The 23,263-nt window shown below is 33.7% G+C and carries 18 protein-coding genes; 1 reads left to right on the top strand and 17 read right to left on the bottom strand.

All coding sequences use genetic code 11. The features are described 5' to 3' along the window. Window positions 1-81: 81 nt before the first annotated feature. From GC093_RS18270 to GC093_RS18260, 3 genes are all read right to left on the bottom strand, one after another. Window positions 82-516, bottom strand: coding sequence for a VanZ family protein (locus GC093_RS18270; protein WP_171653322.1), 435 nt, complete (start codon window positions 514-516; stop codon window positions 82-84). Between the two features lie 308 nt (window positions 517-824). Further along, window positions 825-1,934 (bottom strand): acyltransferase family protein, encoded by a 1,110-nt coding sequence (locus GC093_RS18265; RefSeq protein ID WP_171653321.1) that lies wholly within the window; start codon window positions 1,932-1,934, stop codon window positions 825-827. Between the two features lie 54 nt (window positions 1,935-1,988). Beyond that, window positions 1,989-3,119, bottom strand: a complete 1,131-nt coding sequence (locus GC093_RS18260; RefSeq protein WP_171653320.1) for a polysaccharide deacetylase family protein — start codon at window positions 3,117-3,119, stop codon at window positions 1,989-1,991. A gap of 825 nt (window positions 3,120-3,944) precedes the next feature. Between GC093_RS18260 and GC093_RS18255 the strand changes: the two genes are divergently transcribed. After that, window positions 3,945-4,145, top strand: a complete 201-nt coding sequence (locus GC093_RS18255; RefSeq protein ID WP_171653319.1) for a hypothetical protein — start codon at window positions 3,945-3,947, stop codon at window positions 4,143-4,145. 254 nt (window positions 4,146-4,399) lie between these two features. Here the strand turns inward: GC093_RS18255 and GC093_RS18250 are convergent, their stop codons facing one another. The 14 genes from GC093_RS18250 to GC093_RS18185 all read right to left on the bottom strand — a co-directional run bounded on the left by GC093_RS18250 (window position 4,400) and on the right by GC093_RS18185 (window position 23,087). Beyond that, window positions 4,400-5,722, bottom strand: coding sequence for a glycosyltransferase family 2 protein (locus tag GC093_RS18250; protein ID WP_171653318.1), 1,323 nt, complete (start codon window positions 5,720-5,722; stop codon window positions 4,400-4,402). Between the two features lie 3 nt (window positions 5,723-5,725). Further along, entirely contained in the window at window positions 5,726-7,264 is a 1,539-nt protein-coding gene (locus tag GC093_RS18245; protein WP_171653317.1) for an oligosaccharide flippase family protein, read from the bottom strand. 161 nt (window positions 7,265-7,425) lie between these two features. Continuing rightward, window positions 7,426-8,526 (bottom strand): polysaccharide pyruvyl transferase family protein, encoded by a 1,101-nt coding sequence (locus tag GC093_RS18240; RefSeq protein WP_171653316.1) that lies wholly within the window; start codon window positions 8,524-8,526, stop codon window positions 7,426-7,428. A gap of 361 nt (window positions 8,527-8,887) precedes the next feature. Further along, window positions 8,888-10,078: a hypothetical protein gene (locus GC093_RS18235; protein ID WP_171653315.1), complete on the bottom strand. Its 1,191-nt coding sequence runs from the start codon at window positions 10,076-10,078 to the stop codon at window positions 8,888-8,890. A gap of 26 nt (window positions 10,079-10,104) precedes the next feature. After that, window positions 10,105-11,091, bottom strand: coding sequence for a glycosyltransferase family 2 protein (locus tag GC093_RS18230; RefSeq protein ID WP_171653314.1), 987 nt, complete (start codon window positions 11,089-11,091; stop codon window positions 10,105-10,107). A gap of 4 nt (window positions 11,092-11,095) precedes the next feature. Next, window positions 11,096-12,289 carry a glycosyltransferase family protein gene (locus tag GC093_RS18225; protein ID WP_171653313.1) on the bottom strand — a complete coding sequence of 398 codons (1,194 nt, stop codon included), beginning with the start codon at window positions 12,287-12,289 and terminating at the stop codon, window positions 11,096-11,098. Between the two features lie 67 nt (window positions 12,290-12,356). Then, the gene (locus tag GC093_RS18220; RefSeq protein ID WP_171653312.1) at window positions 12,357-13,502 is read right to left on the bottom strand and encodes a glycosyltransferase family 4 protein; all 1,146 of its coding nucleotides are present in this window, start codon (window positions 13,500-13,502) and stop codon (window positions 12,357-12,359) included. A gap of 293 nt (window positions 13,503-13,795) precedes the next feature. Then, window positions 13,796-14,893, bottom strand: a complete 1,098-nt coding sequence (locus GC093_RS18215) for a glycosyltransferase family 4 protein (RefSeq protein WP_171653311.1) — start codon at window positions 14,891-14,893, stop codon at window positions 13,796-13,798. 67 nt (window positions 14,894-14,960) lie between these two features. Then, on the bottom strand, window positions 14,961-15,575 hold the full coding sequence (locus GC093_RS18210; RefSeq protein ID WP_246314734.1) for a sugar transferase: 615 nt from the start codon (window positions 15,573-15,575) through the stop codon (window positions 14,961-14,963). 882 nt (window positions 15,576-16,457) lie between these two features. Further along, a complete protein-coding gene (locus GC093_RS18205) occupies window positions 16,458-17,174 on the bottom strand; it encodes a hypothetical protein (protein WP_171653309.1) in 717 nt (238 codons plus the stop codon). A 42-nt stretch (window positions 17,175-17,216) separates the two neighbouring features. Next, the gene (locus GC093_RS18200; protein WP_171653308.1) at window positions 17,217-19,046 is read right to left on the bottom strand and encodes a polysaccharide biosynthesis protein; all 1,830 of its coding nucleotides are present in this window, start codon (window positions 19,044-19,046) and stop codon (window positions 17,217-17,219) included. A gap of 25 nt (window positions 19,047-19,071) precedes the next feature. Continuing rightward, window positions 19,072-19,761 carry a CpsD/CapB family tyrosine-protein kinase gene (locus GC093_RS18195; RefSeq protein WP_171653307.1) on the bottom strand — a complete coding sequence of 230 codons (690 nt, stop codon included), beginning with the start codon at window positions 19,759-19,761 and terminating at the stop codon, window positions 19,072-19,074. Further along, entirely contained in the window at window positions 19,742-20,503 is a 762-nt protein-coding gene (locus GC093_RS18190) for a YveK family protein (RefSeq protein ID WP_171653306.1), read from the bottom strand. Before GC093_RS18190 ends, GC093_RS18195 begins: the two co-directional genes overlap by 20 nt. 139 nt (window positions 20,504-20,642) lie before the next feature. Further along, window positions 20,643-23,087, bottom strand: a complete 2,445-nt coding sequence (locus tag GC093_RS18185) for an S-layer homology domain-containing protein (protein WP_171653305.1) — start codon at window positions 23,085-23,087, stop codon at window positions 20,643-20,645. Window positions 23,088-23,263 lie beyond the last annotated feature (176 nt).

Here is a 23,263-nt window from a genome sequence, read left to right as displayed (position 1 = left end):
CAATCCCTCACACTTATGATTGTATATGAAGCTATGAACCTTCTTACTTATAACGAGGTGGCCTCTTAAAATGTTGCCTTTTTATTGATCTCGAAATTTTAACGCCACCCTCTTACTAAGCAGCCTTCTTAATAAACAAAATGCAATCAGTGCAATGACTGCTCCGAACGAATCAATTCCAACATCCTGTAAAGCAGGAGTCCTCCCAGGCTCAAATATTTGATGAAATTCATCTGTTGCTCCATATATAGTTGCAAGGAACCAGGCTTTTAATGGTGCATTATTCCTTTCCCCAATTGCCAATAGTAACAAAATTGCGAGTACACCAAATAAAGTCACGTGTGCCGTTTTGCGAATTCCAAAGTTAATTTTACTAACCACATTCGAAGTTACATTAGTTTCTGCCTTTATTACCAAACCCGTATTTTCACTAGTGGCACCCGGCGACGAAGTCACACTAAAAATCACAACACACCAAAACAAGACTAAAATCCAATAAACCGAACCTTTGCGCATAAATCACCCCAAATACGATTCTAACTTATGCGTAAAGCATTTGTAAAATTTGGACTCCGTTACTATTTGTAAAACAAACACTAGGCAATGATGGCAAAGGGTTTATCTCAGGTGCGCATTAGATCAAAACATTATCAACAGATTCAAGAGGATAAAGAGAATCATGAAGCATATAAAGATAGCCGTCTAGTTGTGTGTTAAGAATTACCCCAAGAATGTGAATGAGAGTTTGGTGGTATAATTTACTTCAGGAATCACTATTAGTTTTTAATTTATACAATGGACATCGAACATTTCAAACAAAATGATCATCTATGTCTTCCATGGAAATAACTGTTTCTGCTGATTTTACTTTGATTTTTATCAAGAAGTAAAAAATGTTTGATAAACTGTATTTGATTATATGCTATATAGGAAACCAGAGTAACCATTGGAGTCCCTAGCAGTTGCCAAACAATGGTTTTAGTCATAAATTCAATATTTAACAACCCAATAGACAAATTGGTTATATTTATAAAAAATACATGAATTACATATATACCAACAGAATTCTCGCCAATCTTTACAATGGAAGAATTCTTCCCTATTTGGGAATTACTTAAAACAAGAAAAAATAAGCTTATTGTTAATAAAATAGTCGACAAGAAATAATCGCCTAAATTGCCCTTAAAGAATTTTACCAAGAGTGCCCTTTCAATAATTTGTAAAAATGAAAAAGCAAAGAATAAATAACCATACGTTATAGGCTTCCACTTTATTAGTACTAGTAAGGAATCTGCTCTATAAGCAAAGAAAAACCCAAATGTTGTATAAAATAAACCAAAAAATATGGCATCTCTTGTTTGAATAGATAAATTAAAAATCCCTGAGTAAGATTGTCCAAAAAGTCCTATTAAATATAATATTAGGCTTAAAATCAATAGGTGATTTATTTTATTCATTTTATAAAATAGAAATAAAACTAAGACGCACCAGATCAGAGAAATTAAATACCACAAGTGAGAACCACTTGTTCCCTCACCATAATAGAGCAATTTTACATAATTTAACGAACTTATGTAATTAAGTAATTCTGATTTTATGTTTAACCCCTTAACAATGCTTACTAAACTTTTTAATAATAAATCATAAAGTAGATAAAAAAGCTGCCAATAAATATACAGTTTAATAAGTTTAAGAATATATTTCTTAAAATAATTAAATTTTTTATCACTCTGTTTAACTTTTTGACCAAACAAATAACCTGCGATTAAAAAGAAAAAAGGTACTGCAAACCTCGCAAAAGTATTAAGTGTAAAATCGATATATAAATCATTAGTTCCTAAAATATTAGTATTACTAAAAGGCTTTGTATGGATAGTTACTACAAAAAAAATTGCAAAAAACTTAACAAAATCTATGGAATAGTTTCTCTCCATATAGCTCCCTCCTTAAACTAACACAATACAAATTTAATTTCAGGAAGATCTAATCTACATTTCCAATTTCTTAATTCTTTTTAATTTATTTAGTAATTTCATATTATTTAAATTTTTATTATTTATAATGTTTAACTTTTCTAAATTAGTAAGATATTCAATACCTGCTAAATTAGATATACCTTTGCCTTCCAGATTTAACTCTTTTATCTTTAATAAGTCTTTAATATAGATCCACTTTTCCTTGATATTCAATTGTTCTCTAATTGCACCCTCTAACCTGTGGTCTATAAATGTAGCTATACCCGCCGCTTCCGCCATTGTATAAAACTCCAGCCCTATTTTCTTAGCCTCATTGATTATATACTCAATATTCTCAGGTGAGATCCGATATTTGCCTGCCTCTTTTGAACCTTCCCCCCAGCCATAGTTATCCCAATTTATATTTTTCGGCAGTATAGAATGGCCCATTAAAACAAGATTCCTACCTGTTTCTTTTGCGTAAAATAATGCCGGCTTTAATAGTTTTATATTGGGAAATACATTTTCATCTATACATACTGATGGTGAAAAACCTGTATGTTGCATAGAAATTAGATTATCTTGCTTAAGATATCCCCTAGCTATTTTAAAGAATCTTGTAACTATTGCTTCACAGGTTTCTTCATTATACTTACTTCCTGGGAATGCGAAAGAAACGGGGCACTTAAATTGATCGCCACTAATAGAGTGCTTTTGTTTAGCCATCCATTCTATTAATAAAGAAATATCATCTTCTATCCAACTATTTAATCCATATGTTCTAGTATATTCAACAGAATTTCTATGCTTATAACCATGATGGGCAATTTCATGCCCATTCGCTTGTAGTTCCAATAACATATCTATCTCACTCTGAGTTAATTCTCTTTGATTTTCGAAAAGGTGATATGCATTAATATTAAAAGTTGCTTTAACATCAAAATAACCAAAAAGATCGTTATAATTCGATTTTTTACCAATTCCATAATCATACCAATGCCTAATTCTAAAACCATCATCAAAGGTGAAAATTATCCCAGGTTTATTTAGAAAGGGAATCGACTCTGCTTCTAAACTTATTTCATTATTTATTTCTCCCCTCATATCTCGAATAATTTTTTTTGAATTTCTGATTGTTTGAATTCTTTCAATTATTTTCTTCATTTTGCCCTTATCCTTTATTTATAATTTTGCTTCTGCGAAATAACACATTTGCCATTTTTGCTTACTTGACTGTTGCAAAAACTAAACTGTCGATTTAATCGAATTTATGTAAACTTGTTAGAACCTTCGTCGAATGTCTCAAATATAAAGTACATCGTACCTCGCCGGAAAAATTGATGATTACTACTTCTACACTTTCCATATAAAGAAGATGTCCCCCCTCTTGTGATATCACTCTACATGTCTATCGTCAAGTTCATTTTGGTGCTGAAGTTGGGATTATCTAAATCTCAACTCGGACATCTGTTCTCCCTCGTCCATGGTATCATATTCTGTGCCAGTCTAAAGAATATCACGTAGATTCATTACGCCGCCAGACAAGATCGCTATCTCAGCAGCGCGACAAATTCCTTGAACCACTCACCTTAATGTATCAACAGGATGCAACTTAGACTTATGCAATTTGTATTGGAAAAGATCCGAGCAAAACGTGTGAGATATGGAGATTTCAGCGCACCTTTGTTTCTTATCGTGGATAACAAATGCTGCAAGATAAACAAATCGACCGAAGATGGAGGCACTCAGCTTTCAGCATTCGCACGAAGAATCTAAGGATGAACTCGTCTACGTCCTCATGGATAGCTGGTATATGAGTGGGAAAAGTCATTAGTACCTGTAACCGTAAGGGTTTTATGTGATTGCAACTGTAAAAACAAATCGTTTATATGCCCTGCGGGCATTTGGATTCAAATCTGTGATATCGTTGCACAGCACATTGATAATACCGATCTACACTTTTGTTACCGTGGGGGGCAGGGAATTTACTTGATCTATTACTACGCATGTCCGTATAACCAAATCGAAAATCTCAAGCTATTGCTGTCGTGGAGATACGATTACACCGTCTTAAGCAAACCACAGGTTTATCTCCTTTGCACGGATTTGTCGCTGGATCTCGTTACCATTCAGCGGTACTATGAATATTGGAACGGGCAACTATTATTTCAAGGAACTGCTCAGCTTTGACCAATACCAGTTGCTTTTAGTTATCAGTTTCACCCATTTTGAGTCATTCAATTTCTGATGCAAAACTATCTGGAATATCAACGTTAGGAATGGATGAAAAACCGATCATCCATGACACTTGGAGATGTGGTGTATCGCGTTCGGGAAGAGTACTTCGAGAAGATCACGTCTATGTCTACCAACAGGTTCAAGATAAAATACGCTTTTCGACATCCTCAAACATTTCAAGTTGTCTGTTGCAAGTCTCAAATTACTTATTTGTAAAATAGCTTTATAGATTTTTTAATACAGGGATTATTATTTATATAATTATAAATTTTACTATATTTTCGTTTTATATAAAGCCATCGGAATTCACGTATTAATTTTTCGTAAATGTCAGGGCAATGTTCCTTCGTCCAAGCGTACATATTTTTAAAATCCTCAGAATGCTTTGCTGAGTTATACAGATAATAAGAAATAGTAGTATAGGCATTATGATTCCACCAGTTATCTATTTGCTTTCTATCGTATTGTTGAATTGCCATTTTACTTATTTCAATTTTTTCCAGCAAGTTTACAATTATAAAATCAAAACTACAATTAAAGGTTATATTTCCGCCATGTATCCGATAGACACCTGCTATAATATCAATAAACCCTGCATCTCCAACCAACAGTGCACGGAGAAAAATAGGTGTATCGTTTACCATTTTCATTTCTAATATATTCATTTTAGTTAGAGATTCTTTTTTAAATACAGTTGTAGTAGTACAAGGTTTAGGGTAACCCTTTGACATAAATTTCAGGAAATATTCTTGCCTATTAACAACTCCACTAAGATTTAAGAGTGAAGGGTTCAATTCACCTGTTTTGGTATATTCGTAAAATGTTCCAGCTCCAACAAATGCTACCTCAGGGTGATTAATATGGAATTTTATTGCCTTAGTTATATAATTCATGTCTATCAGATAATCATCATCATCAAAAAAAAGTATATACTCTCCGTCAGCATATGTTTCATAAGCATTTAATCGATTGATCCCTGGCCCTAAGTTTTTTTCATTCAGCTTATAAATTACCCTGTTTTCATTTCCATACAATTCTCTCATCATTAGGTCAGTTCCGTCAGACGAACAATCGTCAATAACTATAATTTCTATATTGGGATAGTCTTGTTGGAGAAAACTATTAATAGCTATTTCAAGAAACTTTCTTCTATTATATGTTGTCATTATGACGTTAACTTTTGGATAATTAGACTTACCATAAAAAAATGGTGTAATATTACTCGCATTAGAAGGATCAAAATAAAAATTTATGACATTCAGGAAACCAACGATTTCTTTTTTTTCTATCAAAAATTGTTTTTCTAAATAAAAACTAATGACTGACTCAGGTATCTTTCCCCTTAAATAAGCAAGTATTACGTCGACTAAAGTTTTTAAATACTGATTCCCAATATGTTCTTTATAAACAAGATCACTTATAAAACTAACTAAACCATTTCCATCAGAAACTTTATCAACCTTACAATATTTAGTAATACAATAAATTATTTTATAACATTCAACTTGTATATTCTTCTCTATATTCATATACTAGCCTCCCAATCGATGCCTTTTCCTAAGGTTTAAGAAACTAATTTTAAGTGATTTAATTAGACTTTTTTCATAATCATTAACTCCGAACTTATACAATAAACCACAATATATAATTGTATATACTAATCCCTCTAATATAAAAATGCCCCACGAGTTTATTGGATACTGTATGATAATAACAATACCAAAAAGTATTGAAATGGAAACATAGGGGAGAAAATCTAGTACTGTCTCTTTCCAGAAACGAAGCATATTTATTCTAAGTTGAACATGATAATATATACTCATTATTATTATCTCTGCTATTAACATTCCAAGACTAGTTCCTAGAGATGCGCCAAATGCCCCGTAAGTTCGAACCATAAAATATATGACAACTGCTATAATAGCAGCATTAATTATACTGACTAGTGCTTTGAAACCATGTCTATTTCTTGCAACTAACATAGCCCCGGGAATACTCAACAATAAAGTAAAGGTTTGGGGTATCATTAAAATCATAGCAATTACCCAAGCTGTACTATAATCTGGACCTAACCAAAGCACAAGAAACCCTTTTCCAAATAATGAAAAACCTATCATAATATAACATAAAACAATAAACTGCAGTCTAGCAGTACGTATAAGGAAATTAGTCATCACCGTTTCACTCACATTATTTGTAACCATCATTGTTATCCTAGGAATGAGAACTGAAGAAATAGAGCCTGCGACATTCATATAATAGATTGTAAATTGTAGACCTACAGCATATAATGCTACTGAGACAGCACCCGCAAAAATTCCAAGTAAAACATTACCTAATTGCCAGATTACTAAACTTGAAAAAGAGATGACAAATGATAGCGATGACTGTTGAAATATCTTGAGAACAAAAACAAATGGAGTTTTTGGCCTTACAATCCTTACTTTTATAATAAAAAATACATATAATGCATTAATAACACCTACAAGTAAATTTAGCATAGTATCAACGATAACCACTGTAACTGCTTTATATCCCAACGAAAGAAGTACAATTAATAAACAAATACGTATTAATGCTCGAACCATCGTAGTAAGGTTAAGAAACGTGAATTTTTCGTGTCCACGTATAACCCCAGAAAATGCGTTGAATGGAAAGGCTATAACTAAATTAATAATAAGAATCCCAAAAATAATCTTAGCCATTTCTAATTCGTGTGGCGAAAGTCCCTGATTAAATATAGAATCAAAATGCGAATATACTATAATACCTATTACTAATGATAAGACTGATATTCCTGAATATATAAGAAGACATAAAGAAAAAAATTTCGATTCACTACTACAATCTTCTTCAGCACGATATTTCGCAATATACCTGACTAGTGAATTGCCAATCCCAAAGTCAAGAAGTATCATATAGCCAATTAATGCGCCCATTAGGGCATAAATTCCATATTGGGATTTACCTAAGGAGTTGACGAGGAATGGTGTAAACAAAAAACTCAATATATTATTCAGGAACATAGCAAGATAAGATGTCAATGCTCCAAGCTTAAGTTTACTAATCATGATTTTAGGTCATTCCCTCTATAAAGTAATTAACTCACTTGTATTCTCGCTTAAATGTACTAATCAATTAGCCCCAGAAAGAATTACATCTGTTGATGAATTAAACATGTTTATACACATTAAAATCAATTGATCAAAATATCCTTAACTAATAAGCTTTTTCAAATTCTGCCCGTATTCGTATGAACTTTTATAGTACTAGCCAAATTATTCAAATTATCAAAGTGCTTTATTGCATCCGACTTTTCTTTGGAGAAATCATTAAATATTTCCTTATTTTCAATAATACACTTAATAATCTCGTCAACATTATATTTATCTACACTCATATCACTAAACGGAATACGCAAACCTTTGTAAAATTCGTCATTTAAGTAATTATGCATTTTATTTGAATAAACAACTGGTAAAAATGGGATATTAAGCATTTGACATAATATTGCACTATGAAATCTTATAGTAATAAATCTATCACATTGACTCATAGAATCTATTATGGATTTATGATCTCCCAAATAAGGAACAATTTTTATTTTTTCGGGATATTTTGAGATACCTTTTATGTGGTGGGCAGATGATAAATCATTTTCATTTTCAGAATCAAATGCGAACAAGCAAACTGTGTTTCCTGTTCTTTCAATAAATTTATCTGCGATTGCTGCTAAAAAAATATAGCTCGAATAATTAAATTCGCAATTTTGAATTGACCTATATGTTGATATACCTAAACATTTGGTATTGTTTCTTTTTTCAATATATATATATTCTGAGTAATTAAAGACAATATCAGAGGCTAGATGAAAATTATTTACACTTTTAAATTTTTTAATGATTTCATACGAATCTGAATCTCTGACCGTAACTAAATTATTTAATTGGAGTTCAATTTTCGTTAATAGCAAACCAATTTTATTTTTATATGGACCAAGGTTACACCCAATCGTCGCTAATTTTATTTTATTTCTCTTGAGTCGGTAAAGCATAATGATTCTACGAACTCTTAGTAGAATTCCCATAAAACTATTAATATTATTGAATAACGACCCTCCAATCGATAAATAGATTTGAAATTGTCTTAAATAATCATTACTCTTCTTAAATTTATGACAGATGATATTTTCATATTGATTAAATGTATTTATTACTGTACTTTTATTTGTGTCTAGGTAAAAAATAAATTCTGGGAATCTTTTCGCTAATAACTTAATCATTAAATCATCACCAATGTTATTATCTAAATAAGCTGAAATAAGTACTTTCAAACTTAATACGCCCCTTCATTTAAAAAAGTAAATTCATAGTTGCAGAGAATATAGGAATATGACATTCTGTATTGTTCGATAAAACGATATTTGTGCGCTAAACTTCCTCCAATAAATACTGGTTAAGCCGCCTTTAGTAGGTATAAGTGGTTTCAGGAAGAAATACAATCCAAAGAAATTTTTACTGAATTAAGGCATTATTTCGTTTGTTATACTTAGCTTCCTTTTTAATCAATTTTTCATTACAAGTCCGTTCTTTTGAAAAATTACTATCTCACAATAAACATTCCCTTTAGTAAGAAATATAATAGCAAAATTATTATAGTTATTATTTAATTCTAATATCTTTAAATTTCCCTTACTAATATTTCGCGGTAATTTTCAAAAAATTCTTGTGTACCTCTTGTTCATCACCATGAGTTCTCAAAGATACTAATACGTAGAATAATATATAATAAAAATTATAACTATATATAAAAGAATCGATCGCACAAATTATCACCATTATTCCCAAAAAAATCTTACCGCTACTTGTTGTTATTCTAAAAAGCCATATAATAAAAAAAATAAATGCTAAATATCCTATTAATCCATAATTGATCAAAACAATTACAAATGCATTACTGTAATTGTGAAGACCATATTCCCTGAAATAATTTGATAACTGCGAAAATCCAACCCCCAAAAATTGGTTTACCAATGGTAATTTCCAATAGTAGTCTAAGTAACCAATAAACCGTATTTGGCTATTTTCATTAGAACTAGCAATTTTATTTAAATTGTTTTTTAATAACCATTCAACATTTAAATTTTGCACAAAAAATACGATTAAAATCATCAAAACAGAGAATACAGCTATAATCTTATAATTTTTCTTTAATATTGCATACATAATAATTAAAATAATACTCCCAATAATCCCCAATGTTGATGTAGATATGAATAATAATAAACAACAAACAATTGCGTAAAAATATTTATCTTTTATTAACATAAAAGCCATTACAGGAAGAATAAAAATTGCAAAATATGAAGGCTCAGAAAAAAATGAATTCATTCGGAGATATGTAACTGAATCTGACCAAGTATAACCCTTAACTAATTCATTGAAAATTTTCCCATTAAAGGGTATCTTACCCTGATTAATAACTATAAATTGATATATAAGAAAGCCACCACAAATAGCAGACAACACAGTAATAACTCTAAAAAAAGACCTTTTTTCATAAAAAGGGACAATTTGCATGACAGCAAAACTACTAATTAACGCCATCGCAATACTCCAAAACATACTCATGATTCCTTCGTTGTAATCCAATGTGAAATAAGTTATAAAAGATAAAAAACAATGAACCATTAGAACAAAAAACAAAGGATAATTAATAGATATTGCCTTTTTATTTATAATAGATAACATAGCTATTAAGAGAAGGAAGATAATACCAATAGAAAAAGGACCTAAGAGCTTATACGGTCCTAAGATAGGCATTAAACATATAGCAAATGCAGCCAAATAATTTAATAGCTTTGGTTTTGTAGATATATAATCCACACCTTCTTCCCCCTTTTTATTTTAGCTTAACTTTTTTTCAACCTATTATTTAACATGTAAATAAACAAAATTATGGTTGATGGAAAATACTTGATTATTACAGCTTTTAACCTTATTGAGTTTGATGATTTAAACTTTATTTTCAAAACATACCTAGCATGAGGGCTTCTTTTAAGTTCACTTAACTTTTTCAACTTATTTAAAAAGCCGATTTTGGATTTAATAATATGAGATACTGATAGAAGTATGTCCGAATAATAGTAGCTTTGTAATAATAAATCATAATAGGACTTAGAATTTGCTATTTCGAAGACCTTATCTAATCTTTGAGCTAGCATTTGTATACGCATATACTGATTTGGATTCATTATTCTAATTGCAGAACCAGAGCGATTTTCAACCACATAGTACTCATGTGGAACTATTCCGACATTAATTTCGGTTAATAAAAGAGCTTTTATAGTAAACAGCATATCTTCACCATAACTCATATCGACGTCATAAATTAAAGAGTTTTTTTTTATAAATTCCGAATTAAACAGAACTCCACATGCTGTTCTTTGTACTTTCCCCTCCAACATCTTTTTGATATATTCACTAGACAAAATTTTCTGGGCTTTATCTGACGATTTGTAATGTTCACTATTTGCGAACAAACAAAACGTTATATCAAGTTTTTGATTCTCAGCAAAAGAACACATATTTTCTAGCATGTCGCATGTAATATAATCATCCCCATCAATAAAAGTAACGAAACTGCCTTTTGCCATTTCAATACCTTTGTTTCTCGCTGAACTGACACCTAAATTCTGTTGCTTAACATATTTTATTCGTGTATCAATTGAAGCGTGTTCTTTGATGATTTTATATGATTGATCAGTTGATCCGTCATCTATCAGTATTATTTCTATATCCTCAAGTGTTTGATTTTTTATATAATTAAGGCACCTATCAATATAATTTTCTAAGTTATATACTGGCACAATAACACTAACTTTTATCTCATTATTCATATTGTTATATCTCAATTTTACGAAGCAAGTCTGCTGCGATTGTAGCAGGTGATAGTTCATCCACAATACGAGTTTCTTTAATACTATATTTTGAAAGGCGAATTCTATTTATTGCACTTAATATGTCCTCTTTTTTGTTTTCACAAAAAATATAACGATCAAATTGCTTATAAAATTGCTTTATCTTTTCCGTATCACCATCTAATATGAACAATATTGGTTTTTTTGTTCCTGAATAATAATATACTTTTGCTGGTATTTGAGATCCTTTGGAATTGCATAAATGAATAAACACATCCGTGTTCTTCTCTACTTTTTCTAGTTCTTTTATTTGAACCCTACTTTTCACATCAATTAACCCAGTACTTCTTAGAGGTTTGTCGGAGTTTCCCCGAATTAACAATTTTAATTTGGATTCTAAAGCCGCGTTAAATAATGGTTCTAAATTTCTTGTTTCGGAATTATAATCGCCATAATATCCAAAGACCATATTATCGCCAAGAGTTTGATTAGGTAATGACTCATCTCTTTTAAAATAGGGTATAAGTACGTAATTAATCTTTCCAGAATATTTAGGAAAGATATATTTTTGTTCACTTGCCGTAAACGGAGAGACATAAATAACTTTATCAGCTACACTTATCAACCGTTCTTCTTCTTTCAGTAGTCTTTTTTTAAACAAAAATCCTTTTCTTGTTATATCAAGGAACATCGGATCCCCCCAAAGCTGCACCCACTTACGGAAATTTAACTTATTACTCTTTATTAATTCCTCAGCAAATATGTGTGAATGTTTTGGGTCTGATGATGAAATAATTAGATCATAATATACCTCCTTATTCACATCAAACTTTTCAACATTCTGCACCCAACTTTTTTGACTATCATAAATTGAATATTTGTAATATATATTTCTTGCTAATCCCTTTATTGCAGAAATAGCCGAGTGTTTTAATCCTTTCTTTTTTTGTTTATTACTCATCATATTAAAAGCAGATCCAATAGCATATTCAAATACTTTTATTCCTTTTGGTACCTTGAACCCAGTATCTATCGCCACATGCTCATTTGGTAATTTAGCGGTGATTACATTAACCTCATTTCCTAATTCTACTAACCCATTTATAAATGCTAAATTCATCATTGTTGCTGATGAATTTGATCTTATTGCTTGACCAGCAATAAATAAAATTTTCATATTTACACCTCATGATTAAATGTTAATAATAGAATGGTTTCTATTGAACTTCCCAATAGTTTGATTATTAATCCACTGAAATTAACCTATAAAGCTCCTCGAGGCGTGTATTCATAATTTCCCAAGCGTAGTGCTTATTATAAAGAATTTGAGTGCGATGCTTCATGCATCTCCAATTGTCTCTTTCTTCAAACATTTCAGTTATAGCTTGCTCAAAGGACTCACCATTATAGTCAATAGCTTTACCTATTTCAAAATTTTGCACAGTCTCATCTATCCCTGTTCCCTTTGCTACGATTATCGGCTTTCCTAACATCATTGCTTCGTATAATTTATTAGGTGATGAATATTTGTGATTGGGTACATCAGGATCATATATCGCAAATAAAATATCACATTTCCTTTCTATTTCTATCACTTTTTCATAAGGAATTCTTCCATAGTAAAAAATATTATCATTACTATCTGCTATAGACTTTATATGTTGTTCATATGGTCCAAATCCACCTATATGCAGTTCCCATTCTTGATGCTCTTGAAATATCTCGAGTATCTCTTTAAGTAGACGACCAGCACATAATATTCCTATATAGGCAAATTTCAGCTTTTGAGTATTAGAGAACATTACTCCATGTTCTTTATTATCAATTACGTCTGAAATATCAGGTGAATTATGAATAATGTATAATTTCTTTGGTCTACTTTTTGATATCTGTTCTTTACGACTCTCATTTGCTATAATTACAGCATCAGCTGAATTTATCATGAATATATCTATCTTTTCAACTTTCGATTTTAAAAAATTCGGCACATGAAATGCATCTACATAATAATCAAAAATATCATATACATACTTTTTGTTAAAAAGCTTTGAACAAAACCAAGCAGGAATTACTGTATCAAAATCACAAGCGTGTATGAAATCATAATCTTTTCGATGTTTAATAAGCCATCCTATCAAAAATATTTGAAAAAATAATAGGGGCAAAAAATTTTTCATACCATTCCCAAAAGAGGCATTGACATTAAACCATCTTATTGGCAACGTTCCATTCTTCACCTTTATTTCACCATAAATTTCTCTATTGTTTAAAGAGCGCCTATTCCATGCTAATATTTTAACTTTGTACCCAAGCCCTAGTAATGTATTGGCTTCTTTTTCAACTCGAGGATCTGGTAAAATAGGATTAGAACGTAAAATAATAATATTCATATATCTTCTCCTCGGTTTTTCATCGGATCAATTCCACCTTTTTTAAAAAGACGAAGGTACTTAGAAATATTAAAGAGATTTACGATATCTTTTTGCTTATATTTTTTATATTACTTTCTTAATTTTAAATTAACTTTTCCAATCAGCCCAAATTTTAATTTCCCAGTTCCTTCTCAATAAATAAGATCTTTTATAAATCAACACTTTAAACGTTCTATTTTATAAAACAAGGGGCTACTCTGAATTAAAAGCACTATACTTTTAAGATCTTATTTCCTTTGTATTTTTATTATTTACCCCCTATTGAGAACACTTTTATATACAGAAAAGGTTTTATCTAGCATCTTTTCTAAGGTAAACATCTCAGTAAATCTACCATAACTAGCCATCCCCATTTCTTCTCGTAACGATTTATTATTTATTAGTTTCTGTAAGCTATTAGCGACAGCACCGACATCACCACGTTCAACTAAAAACCCATTCATCCCATCTACAACTAGTTCATTAACCCCCCCAACATTAGAGGCAATTACCGGTAATTTAGATTCCATAGCTTCGATAATACTGATTGGCAAACCTTCATAATTGGAGGTCAAAACAAAAATATCAGAATTTATTAATAATTGTTTTACATCATTTCTCTTTCCTAAAAATTCAACAAAGTTTTCTATATTTAAATCTAATACTAATTTCTTTGATTCTTCTAACAACTCCCCAGTCCCAACCAAATATACTTTAATGGGCCCACTTAATTTTTGCAATGCTAATAATAAGGTCTTATAATCTTTCTGTGCTGAAAACCTTGCAACCATAATAATTTTGATAATGTTCCCTTTGTTTTTTTTCATTAATGAAATATCTCCCTGTTTTACTCCATTATGAATTGTTATAAGTTGCCCTTTATTCCCCACCTTATTGCTTAAGGCTAGGTTTCGATCAAAGTCTGAAACACAAATGATCTTGTTACTAATAATTGCTACAAGTTTTTCAATAATTGTAAATAAAAATGTTCCTGACTTGGATACTCCTTCTGTAAAAGCCCACCCGTGAGCAGTAAAAATTACGGGTATTTTAGCTATTCTACAAGCCACTCTTCCAATTATTCCAACTTTTGATGAATGCACGTGAACTAATTGCGGCTTTTCATTTTTTAAAATTTGCACAAATCCCATTATTGCTTTAAAGTCTTTTGCAACCCGAATCTTCCGTGTTAATGTATGCAGTATTATAACTTTTACCCCAATTTCTCTAACTCGGGCTGTTAAGTCTCCTTCTTCTCCTGATACCAATATACATTCATATTTTTTCTCCACTGCATGTCTAATTAAATCAAACACATGAACTTGTGCTCCGCCCCATTCAGCTCTGGTTATAGCAAATAATATTCTCATAAAGCTCCTTTTATTTATTTTGAGATTTTTCTTAATATAATAGATATATTATATCGCCAACGGAACTTTACTTATCGCTTCTACAAATTTTAGAATCGTTCGAAGCACCTTCTTTTACTCCATCGGCCAGTAGTACACTAAAAATTGTTAAGAAAAAAATCTTGGAATCTAGTACAAAATTCATATTTCGGCGATAATACTCATCTAATTTGGCCTTTTCTGATATTGGTAATTCATCTCGTCCATTGATCTGCGCCCAACCAGTAAGACCAGGGAGTATATCATTAGCATGAAATTGTTCTCTTTCAGATATTAAATCATATTGGTTCCAAAGCGCTGGTCGTGGACCAATTATACTCATTTCACCTTTCAAAATATTTATTATTTGTGGTAATTCATCTAAACTTGTTTTTCTAAGGAATCTACCGATTTTCGTAATAAACAAATCAGGATTGTGTAGAATATGGGTTGGCATATCCTTTGGTGTATCAATTTTCATAGTTCTAAACTTCAAGATATAGAAGTAATCCTTATTTTTTCCAATACGTTTTTGCTTAAAAAACACAGGTCCTTTAGAATCTAATTTAAGAAATATTGCTATTATCAAAAACACTGGCCAAAGTGTAAAAATTGCTATAAGAGATAATACAAAATCTAATATGCGTTTAATTGAAAGATACAATTGCACACAACCACCCTCTCCATTGATACAATTACACTTGTATAACTTAAACATTCTGTAAGCCTCGATAACCGTTTAAATAATATAATAGTCTTCTCTATGGTATTGTAGATTGAATAAATTTGAATTACTTACAGAATTACCAGTAATAAAAAAATGGGATGCAACAACAATCATTTATATTTGTTTCCAAAAGTAACCATCAGAAGTAGAGTTGTCCAATATTTTATTAAATTGTCAAATTAATATAATCCAGATCTGTATTAATTACTCGTTTTGTTTGACAACATCAAGTAAATACTTAATTAAATCATTTATTAAATCTTTACGCCTCAACGTAAAATAAATTGTTGTCTTGAAAAGCCCAGTTTTTCACCAACATCATTTCGATTACCTTAAAAATTATTTGCATACAAGGCCTCATACCGATATAGCATGGCAATGGCATCTGTAGGTTGAATTTCTCAATGCACTAGGTATCTTACTATTTAAAACTCAAATATTTTGGATTAAGAATAACGTCCCATTTTTACAAGATTAAAAGGAGCCCCCTTCTCTTTTTAATTCTTGATTCCGTTTACCGATCATCATAAGAACCAAACACTCCATACTGTAACTGTTCAAACATCGCTTCTTGCTTGATAAAGCATTCCTTTTTTTTGATGGATATAGGAGAACTATCGAACCTCTTCATCAACTCAAACCTTTTAACTCTATATATATTTCTGTAACATTATTTTTGTGTACGGTTTCTTTATCTTTATTAATTTCTGCAGATACGATAAACCTTTGCAGGGCTTCTCGTAATCGGAATAGATCATTAATCTTTTCCTTCATCTTGCTTAACAAATATTCAAGTGTACGACCTATATTACTGAGAACCTATTTACTTCTCTGCTCGTCTCTATTTTGGGCCTTGCCAGGTGGAACCAGTTCTTTCTGTGATTCTTGATAACCTTTACCTTGACTCAATCCGTACTTAGCTGCAATTGATATTAGTTGGTTATATTCCTCTTCAGTTAACCTTTGTAAAATGACTTTCTTAGCCTCTTTTTTTTCCTCGATAGATAATCCTTTTCCGACTAAGTTAAGAAACATTTGAAGCTCACTGGCGCTTAATTTTTTCAGAAGTACTGAAACTACTTGGGCTTTCTCTCTTACAGTGATTGACTGTTCAACTTCCTTGGCCTTATCAGGAGATACCTCCGCAGCATATTTTAGCTCTTCTTTAGGCTTCAATGCTTCTATATCTTTGGAAGTATCTTTTGCATCCAATTTACCATAGAAATTTGGCGCGGATTGGCTTCCAGTAATTTCAAGCTTATTCGTTTCATTTAACCCACTATTAGGCTTACTATCGCCAGCCTTTACAGATGAACTTGGTAATCCCTTATCGTTTTTAGAGACCTCATTGGTTGAACTTTGGTGATTTCGATCTTCATCAACACCATTGTTTCCGGCCGTATTTTCTTTTGTACTAATTAGTTCATAAGGCCCCATACTTCTCAAAAAATAACTTACTGCATAATTGGAAACAAATAATCCACCGATAGTAATAATAACAATAATCAAACCCGCTACATAAAGGGCCCTCTTCATTATAGTCACCCCTCTATTCCAACAGATTATCCTCTCCAGCTATTACGAAACAGAAACATACAAATATGTAGGAACAATTCGCTTTAATTCATCTACCAAATTTCCCCGATCCTCTGACAAAACTCTTTCCAACTTCTTAATCTCGAACTCCAACTCAGTTCTATTAATTATCGTTGGTTTACCAATAAATATTCGATCATGCTTGGTAGAACTTAATCCCTCTTCATTGGTCAATAACTCTTCAAACATCTTCTCACCTGGACGAATTCCACTAAATTCAATATCTATATCTTCGTAAGGTTCAAATCCTGAGAATCGAATTAAATCTTCTGCTAATTGAAGTATTCTGACTGGGGCACCCATATCGAGAATAAATATCTCCCCGCCTTCTGCATATGCACCTGCTTGAATAACCAACTGCACCGCCTCAGGAATTGTCATGAAATAGCGAATCATGTCTGGGTGGGTTACCGTAACCGGACCACCCATGGAAATTTGTTCCTTGAAGTGAGGAATGACACTACCGCGACTTCCTAGCACGTTTCCAAATCTTACAGCAACAAATTTCGTGCGGCTAGCTTTATCAAGTGATTGAATCAACATTTCTGCTATTCGCTTAGTTGTACCCATGATACTCGTTGGGTTAACTGCTTTATCGGAAGAAATTAGCACGAATCTTTCACTACCGAATCGATCCGCTGCTTCGGCCACATTCTTCGTACCAAACACATTATTCTTAACCGCTTCGGCTGGATTACGCTCCATAAGCGGAACATGCTTGTGCGCCGCTGCATGGAAGACAACCTGAGGTCGATATGTAGAAAAAACGTCAGTTATTCGTTCACTATCTTGTATATCAGCTATGATGGTTTCTAACTTCAAATCAGGAAATGTTCTTCTCATCTCCATCTCAATCGTATATATACTGTTCTCGCCATGACCTAGCAGTAGAAGCCGCTTAGGATGAAATGGCGCAATTTGTCGACATAACTCGGAACCGATGGATCCACCCGCACCCGTGATTAATACGGTTTTATTTTCAACATAAGTGGCTATTCCCTCAAGATCTAGACTTACTTGATCCCGACCAAGCAAATCCTCTACATCCACATCTCTTATTTCATTCACCGTTATTTTCCCATCAATCAGATCATTGATTCTTGGTATGATTTTTAGCTTAGCCTTTGTCATTTTACAGACATCAATAATTTCTGATACTTCTTTTCTGGAAAGGGATGGTATAGTAATAATTATTTCTTCAATATCTAGCTTTTCAACTGCATCAACAATACTCGATCTAGATCCGATTACTGGAAGATCCATAATGCGCTGCTTATGTTTACGCGGATCATCATCGATGAATGCTACTGGACGCAGCTCTGCATCCTGCTTGTTGAGCATTTCTTTTGCAATAAGAGCTCCACAGTCACCCGCTCCATAAATGAGCGTCTTCCGCTGATACTCCCCCTTCGATATAAATAGTCTGTCCCTAACTATTCTCCAAGCAAATCGGGAGCCAGCTATAAATAACAGTAGCGTCTCGTAATTCCGAAGCAGAACGGCAATAGGTACTCTAGTAGAAGTTACAGCATACACGATCATATAAGATACAACTACGCCAATGGTTACTGCTTTAAATATGGCTACCATTTCACCTATGCTTGCATACTGCCATATCCGATTATAGAGTTTAAAAAAACGCATACTAATCATACAGGTTAATGTTGATATGATCCCATACAATAACAACTGACTTACATAGTTGGGATGGATATGGCCATCGAAACGAAGTAAATAAGATGTGTATATACTAATCCAAACAATCAACATATCCATAAATATTAGCAGCGAAATTCGCTTCTCGTAACTCATATCCATCCCCCGTATTCAGCCTCTACTACTCCTTGGTCCCGTAGTAGTAATAATAATAGGATTCCGCATTTTTACGGTCCATATTGTTAAGAACTACACCAAGAATCCTTGCCTTTACATACTCCAAATTGGCTTTTGCTTTCAAAGCCATTTCACGTTTTACCTTACCAGAGTCCATAACTAGAACGACTCCATCACACTTGGAAGCAACGATCTGGGCATCTGTAACAGCTAATGCTGGCGGTGTATCAATCAGAATAATATCAAACTGTTCCTTAAGTTCCTCCAGCGTAGCAATCATTCTCTTAGAAGCAAGCATTTCAGAAGGGTTAGGCGGTATAGGCCCTGAAGTAATAATAGACAAGTTAGGAATATCCGTAGTCCTAACTACCTCAGGTAGTTTGGCTTGTCCGGAAAGAACACTCGTTATTCCCCAACGGTTCGTGCAATTGAATGTATGATGCATAGTTGGCTTGCGCAAATCTGCATCTATGAGAACAACCTTCTTGTCAGATTGAGCATATACAACAGCTAAGTTGGTGATAGTAGTAGATTTCCCTTCTCCAGGACCTGCAGAGGTAACCATAAGGACTCGGAGCTCTTCATCTATAGCCGAAAACTGGATATTAGTTCTGAGTGTGCGGTACGCCTCTGATATGGGTGATTTAGGGTTGTCATGAGTTATAAGTGGGCGGCTATTCGTTGACTGTAACACGAGATGCTTCACCTGCCTGTATTTTGGTTAATGATGAGGATGATCTTTCATTAATCATGTCTTCTTCTTTAATTCGAGCGATGATGGCTAGAGTCGGAAGCTCCAATACCTTTGTAATATCATCTTCCGTTTTAATCGTATCGTCTAAATACTCAATCAAAAAGGCCACACCAACTGCAAGCATTAAGGATACAACGAAACTGACAGCAACATTCAGTAGTTTATTCGGTTTAACGGGCACTGCGCGTTCCTCAATATCTGCCTCATTCAATAAGGATACGTTATCCACTTTCATAATTAACGGTATCTCATTTTGAAAAACCCGTGAAACGGCATTAACAATACTCGCAGCCTTTTCATACGAAGGATCCTGCACAGCCAATGTCATCACTTGCGTGTTATTCACCGAGCTTACCTGTACCTTGCGGATCAATTCCCTCGCTGTAATCCCAAACTGTGGGTAATCTTTTTCCACCTTATCCATAATTCGTGGTGTCTTAATAACTTCTTTGTATGTATCGATTAATCGAAGGTTCAAGTTGATCGAGTTAATATCTACCTGCTCTAACCCTTGGCGTTCGTTCGATTTATTGACTATTAACTTCGTCGAAGCCTCATAGACAGGTGTCAAGAAGAAGAAGCTGACAACCCCTGTTGATAAGGTTGCTACCAATACAAATATGATAACTAGCCAGATCCTTTTCCTGATGATCCGAATATAGTCCCTCAGATCCAGTTCCATTATTATCCCCCATTCACAACTAACGAATATGCACACTATCTCTTGAAGTAAGAAGAGGGCATACCTCCCCTTTAAGTATTAAGCAGAGGAGGTATCCCACATTAATTGTTTGAATTTATTTGTTTATTTGTTTATTTGTTTATTTATTGAGTAGACGATAGATGATAACAGCAGCCTGAGCACGAGTCGAATCGGAGTTAGGGTTGAATGTACCGTCCGCTTCGCCAACGATAATTCCTTGAGCTGCCGAAAGAGCAACTCCCGCTTTCAACGAATCATTAATGGAGCTTGCATCGCTAAATCCTTTTAATGCTCCGTTCACGTCACTGACAGGATTTAATTGGTTAACTGTTGTTAGAGCACGTGCGGCGATTGTTGCCATTTCTGCACGAGTTATTTTCCCATTCGGGTCAAACTTCGTATCAGTACGGCCATTGACTAAACCGCTCTTCACAGCTGCAGCAACATAAGGTTTGAACCAATCTGAATCATTCACATCATCAAAGCTTTCCGTTGCAGATGCGTTCTCCAAGCCAAACGTGTTCACGATAAGCTTAGCGAACTCAGCACGAGTTACAGTGCCGTTAGGTACGAATTCACCCGCAGCTCGTCCTTCCAAAATCCCTTTAGCAGCAGCTACTTCAATCTGGCGCCCTGCCCATTCTTTAACCGAGGCAGTATCTTTAAACACTACATTGTTTTCTACAACTGTGTATGTCGAGAAACTGCTGCGTTTAGCCTCAAGCTTATTAGTCTCAGCGTTATATTTACCAACGAAGATTTGTAGCTTACCGTCAATAATTTTGGCTAGTGTAAGCTTTTCTACATCAAACTTCGAAGCATCTCCAACAGGAAGGCTCAACTCAACAGGAACAGAGAGATTATTCAATGGTGCACCATTTGAAGTAAAGTTAATTTCATATACTTCAGATGCGACAGGCAGTTTCGTAACATCTGTAGCTTCCGATACAGCCTTCTTCTCTATATTCAATGATGTAGTTGCTGTAAATGCACTTGGAGCTAACGATACAGTCACACCATTAAACTTCAATGCAATTCTATCGGCACCATTAGATTTAGCAGCATCAAGGACTTCCTTAGCCACCGGCAGTTCTATCTTACTCGCACTAATCGATCCAAAATCAAATGCCAACTCAACTTTTGCTTTTGGTGCGTTCGGATCCAGATCACTTAAGGCATCTGTCAGCTTCTTAACTTCTGCGTTGATATCATTGATCTGTTTCACCAAAGCAGCTACATCTAGCTTCGCAACAGCCTTATCACCCGTCGTTGAAACAACAGAAGCTAAGTCGATTTTAGTAATCGAGGAGATAGCTTGCTCTGCAACAGCCTTGGCCTGCTGCAGCAATTGATCCTTAGCAGCTCCGGTTGCATTTTCTATAGCGCTCTTCAGATCACTAACTGCTTTCTGACCTTCAGAAGCAGAACCCGTATTAGTAGTGCCACCGCCAGTACCACCGCCGCTTCCACTGCCACCGGACGGTTTGTTTCCACCATTACTTACAACATAACTCAAGGATACATCCTTCTTGAACAGCAGCTTACCATCCAGAAGAGTTCCAGGAGCGTTGATTGTACCGTAAACTTTTCCTGTTTGTGTACCATTCGAAGTCATTGTAAGGGCAATTTTTCCACCTTCACTTTTAACTGTGCCCGTTGGAACGTCAGTAGTTAGTGTTAAAAGGCCAAGTGTTAGAATTTCTGGCAGTGCTTTATCCAAGATAGAAACTGTATACGCTTGTGTTCTGGAATTTAAAGGGTAATCCGCCGTTTGTGCAACTGTAACTTTAGTACGAAGGAGTGCAAGAGCTATCACGGATGATCCTGAATGCTTGGCATCATCCACTTTGTCTATAATTTTATTAGCAACTGCTGAAACATCCCCCGCTTGAATATCCAATGTGCGAAGAACGACGCTTAACTTATTAGCCCCTGCAATTACAGTAGTGATGGCTGTCTTGATCTCTGCCTTCATCAACTGTTGATCATTGGCGATTAGGGCTAGCTCCGCAAAGTCTTTTTTCCCAAGCTGTGCAGATACAGCTGCATTAACAGCTAGTGCGAATTCTGCCGCATCCTGTACGCTCAATGAATCCAAACTAGTTCCGGATAATTCAGCCAATTGGCCTAGAATCGAACGCATTTCAGGGTCATTTAGTGCGTTATTTAACTCAGTATCGGAAGTATTGAAGAACAATCCCAAGCTGCTGAAAAGCTTCAATATATTTTTATCCGTCAATTTATCGTATGTACTTCCACTGGAAATTACTTTGGCATTCACTTTGGAAGCCACTTCAGACACAAGTGAAACATTAGCATCAGACTTAGTCAACCCAAGTAGATTATCACGTACAGCACGAAGTGAAGACTTTTCTTCCTCACTCCACAAGAAACTATGTATCTTGACTAATTCATTCGTGATACTCTCCATACCCGGAGTAGCAGCATAAGCCTTGCTTATACCAACCTTCTCCAAAACTCCTGAACTGCTAAGCGGTAACCCCATAATAGAACCAAGAACCAAACTAGCTGATAAGGTTGACGCAAGTACTTTCTTCTTCATAAGTGTCATTCCTCTCTCATTTTCATTATACTAATCATCTGCATTTGCTAGATTAATCGACAGGTTATCCCGTAACCGACGTCAATTATCCCATCTCACAAAATACCCATGATTTTACAACTTTTAAAATATATCATAATAAAACGGAAACTGTCGAATCGATTTTACAAGCTTTT

The sequence above is a fragment of the Paenibacillus foliorum genome (genome assembly GCF_013141765.1).
Classification (GTDB): domain Bacteria; phylum Bacillota; class Bacilli; order Paenibacillales; family NBRC-103111; genus Paenibacillus_S; species Paenibacillus_S foliorum.
This window is presented reverse-complemented; position numbering and strand designations above follow the sequence as displayed.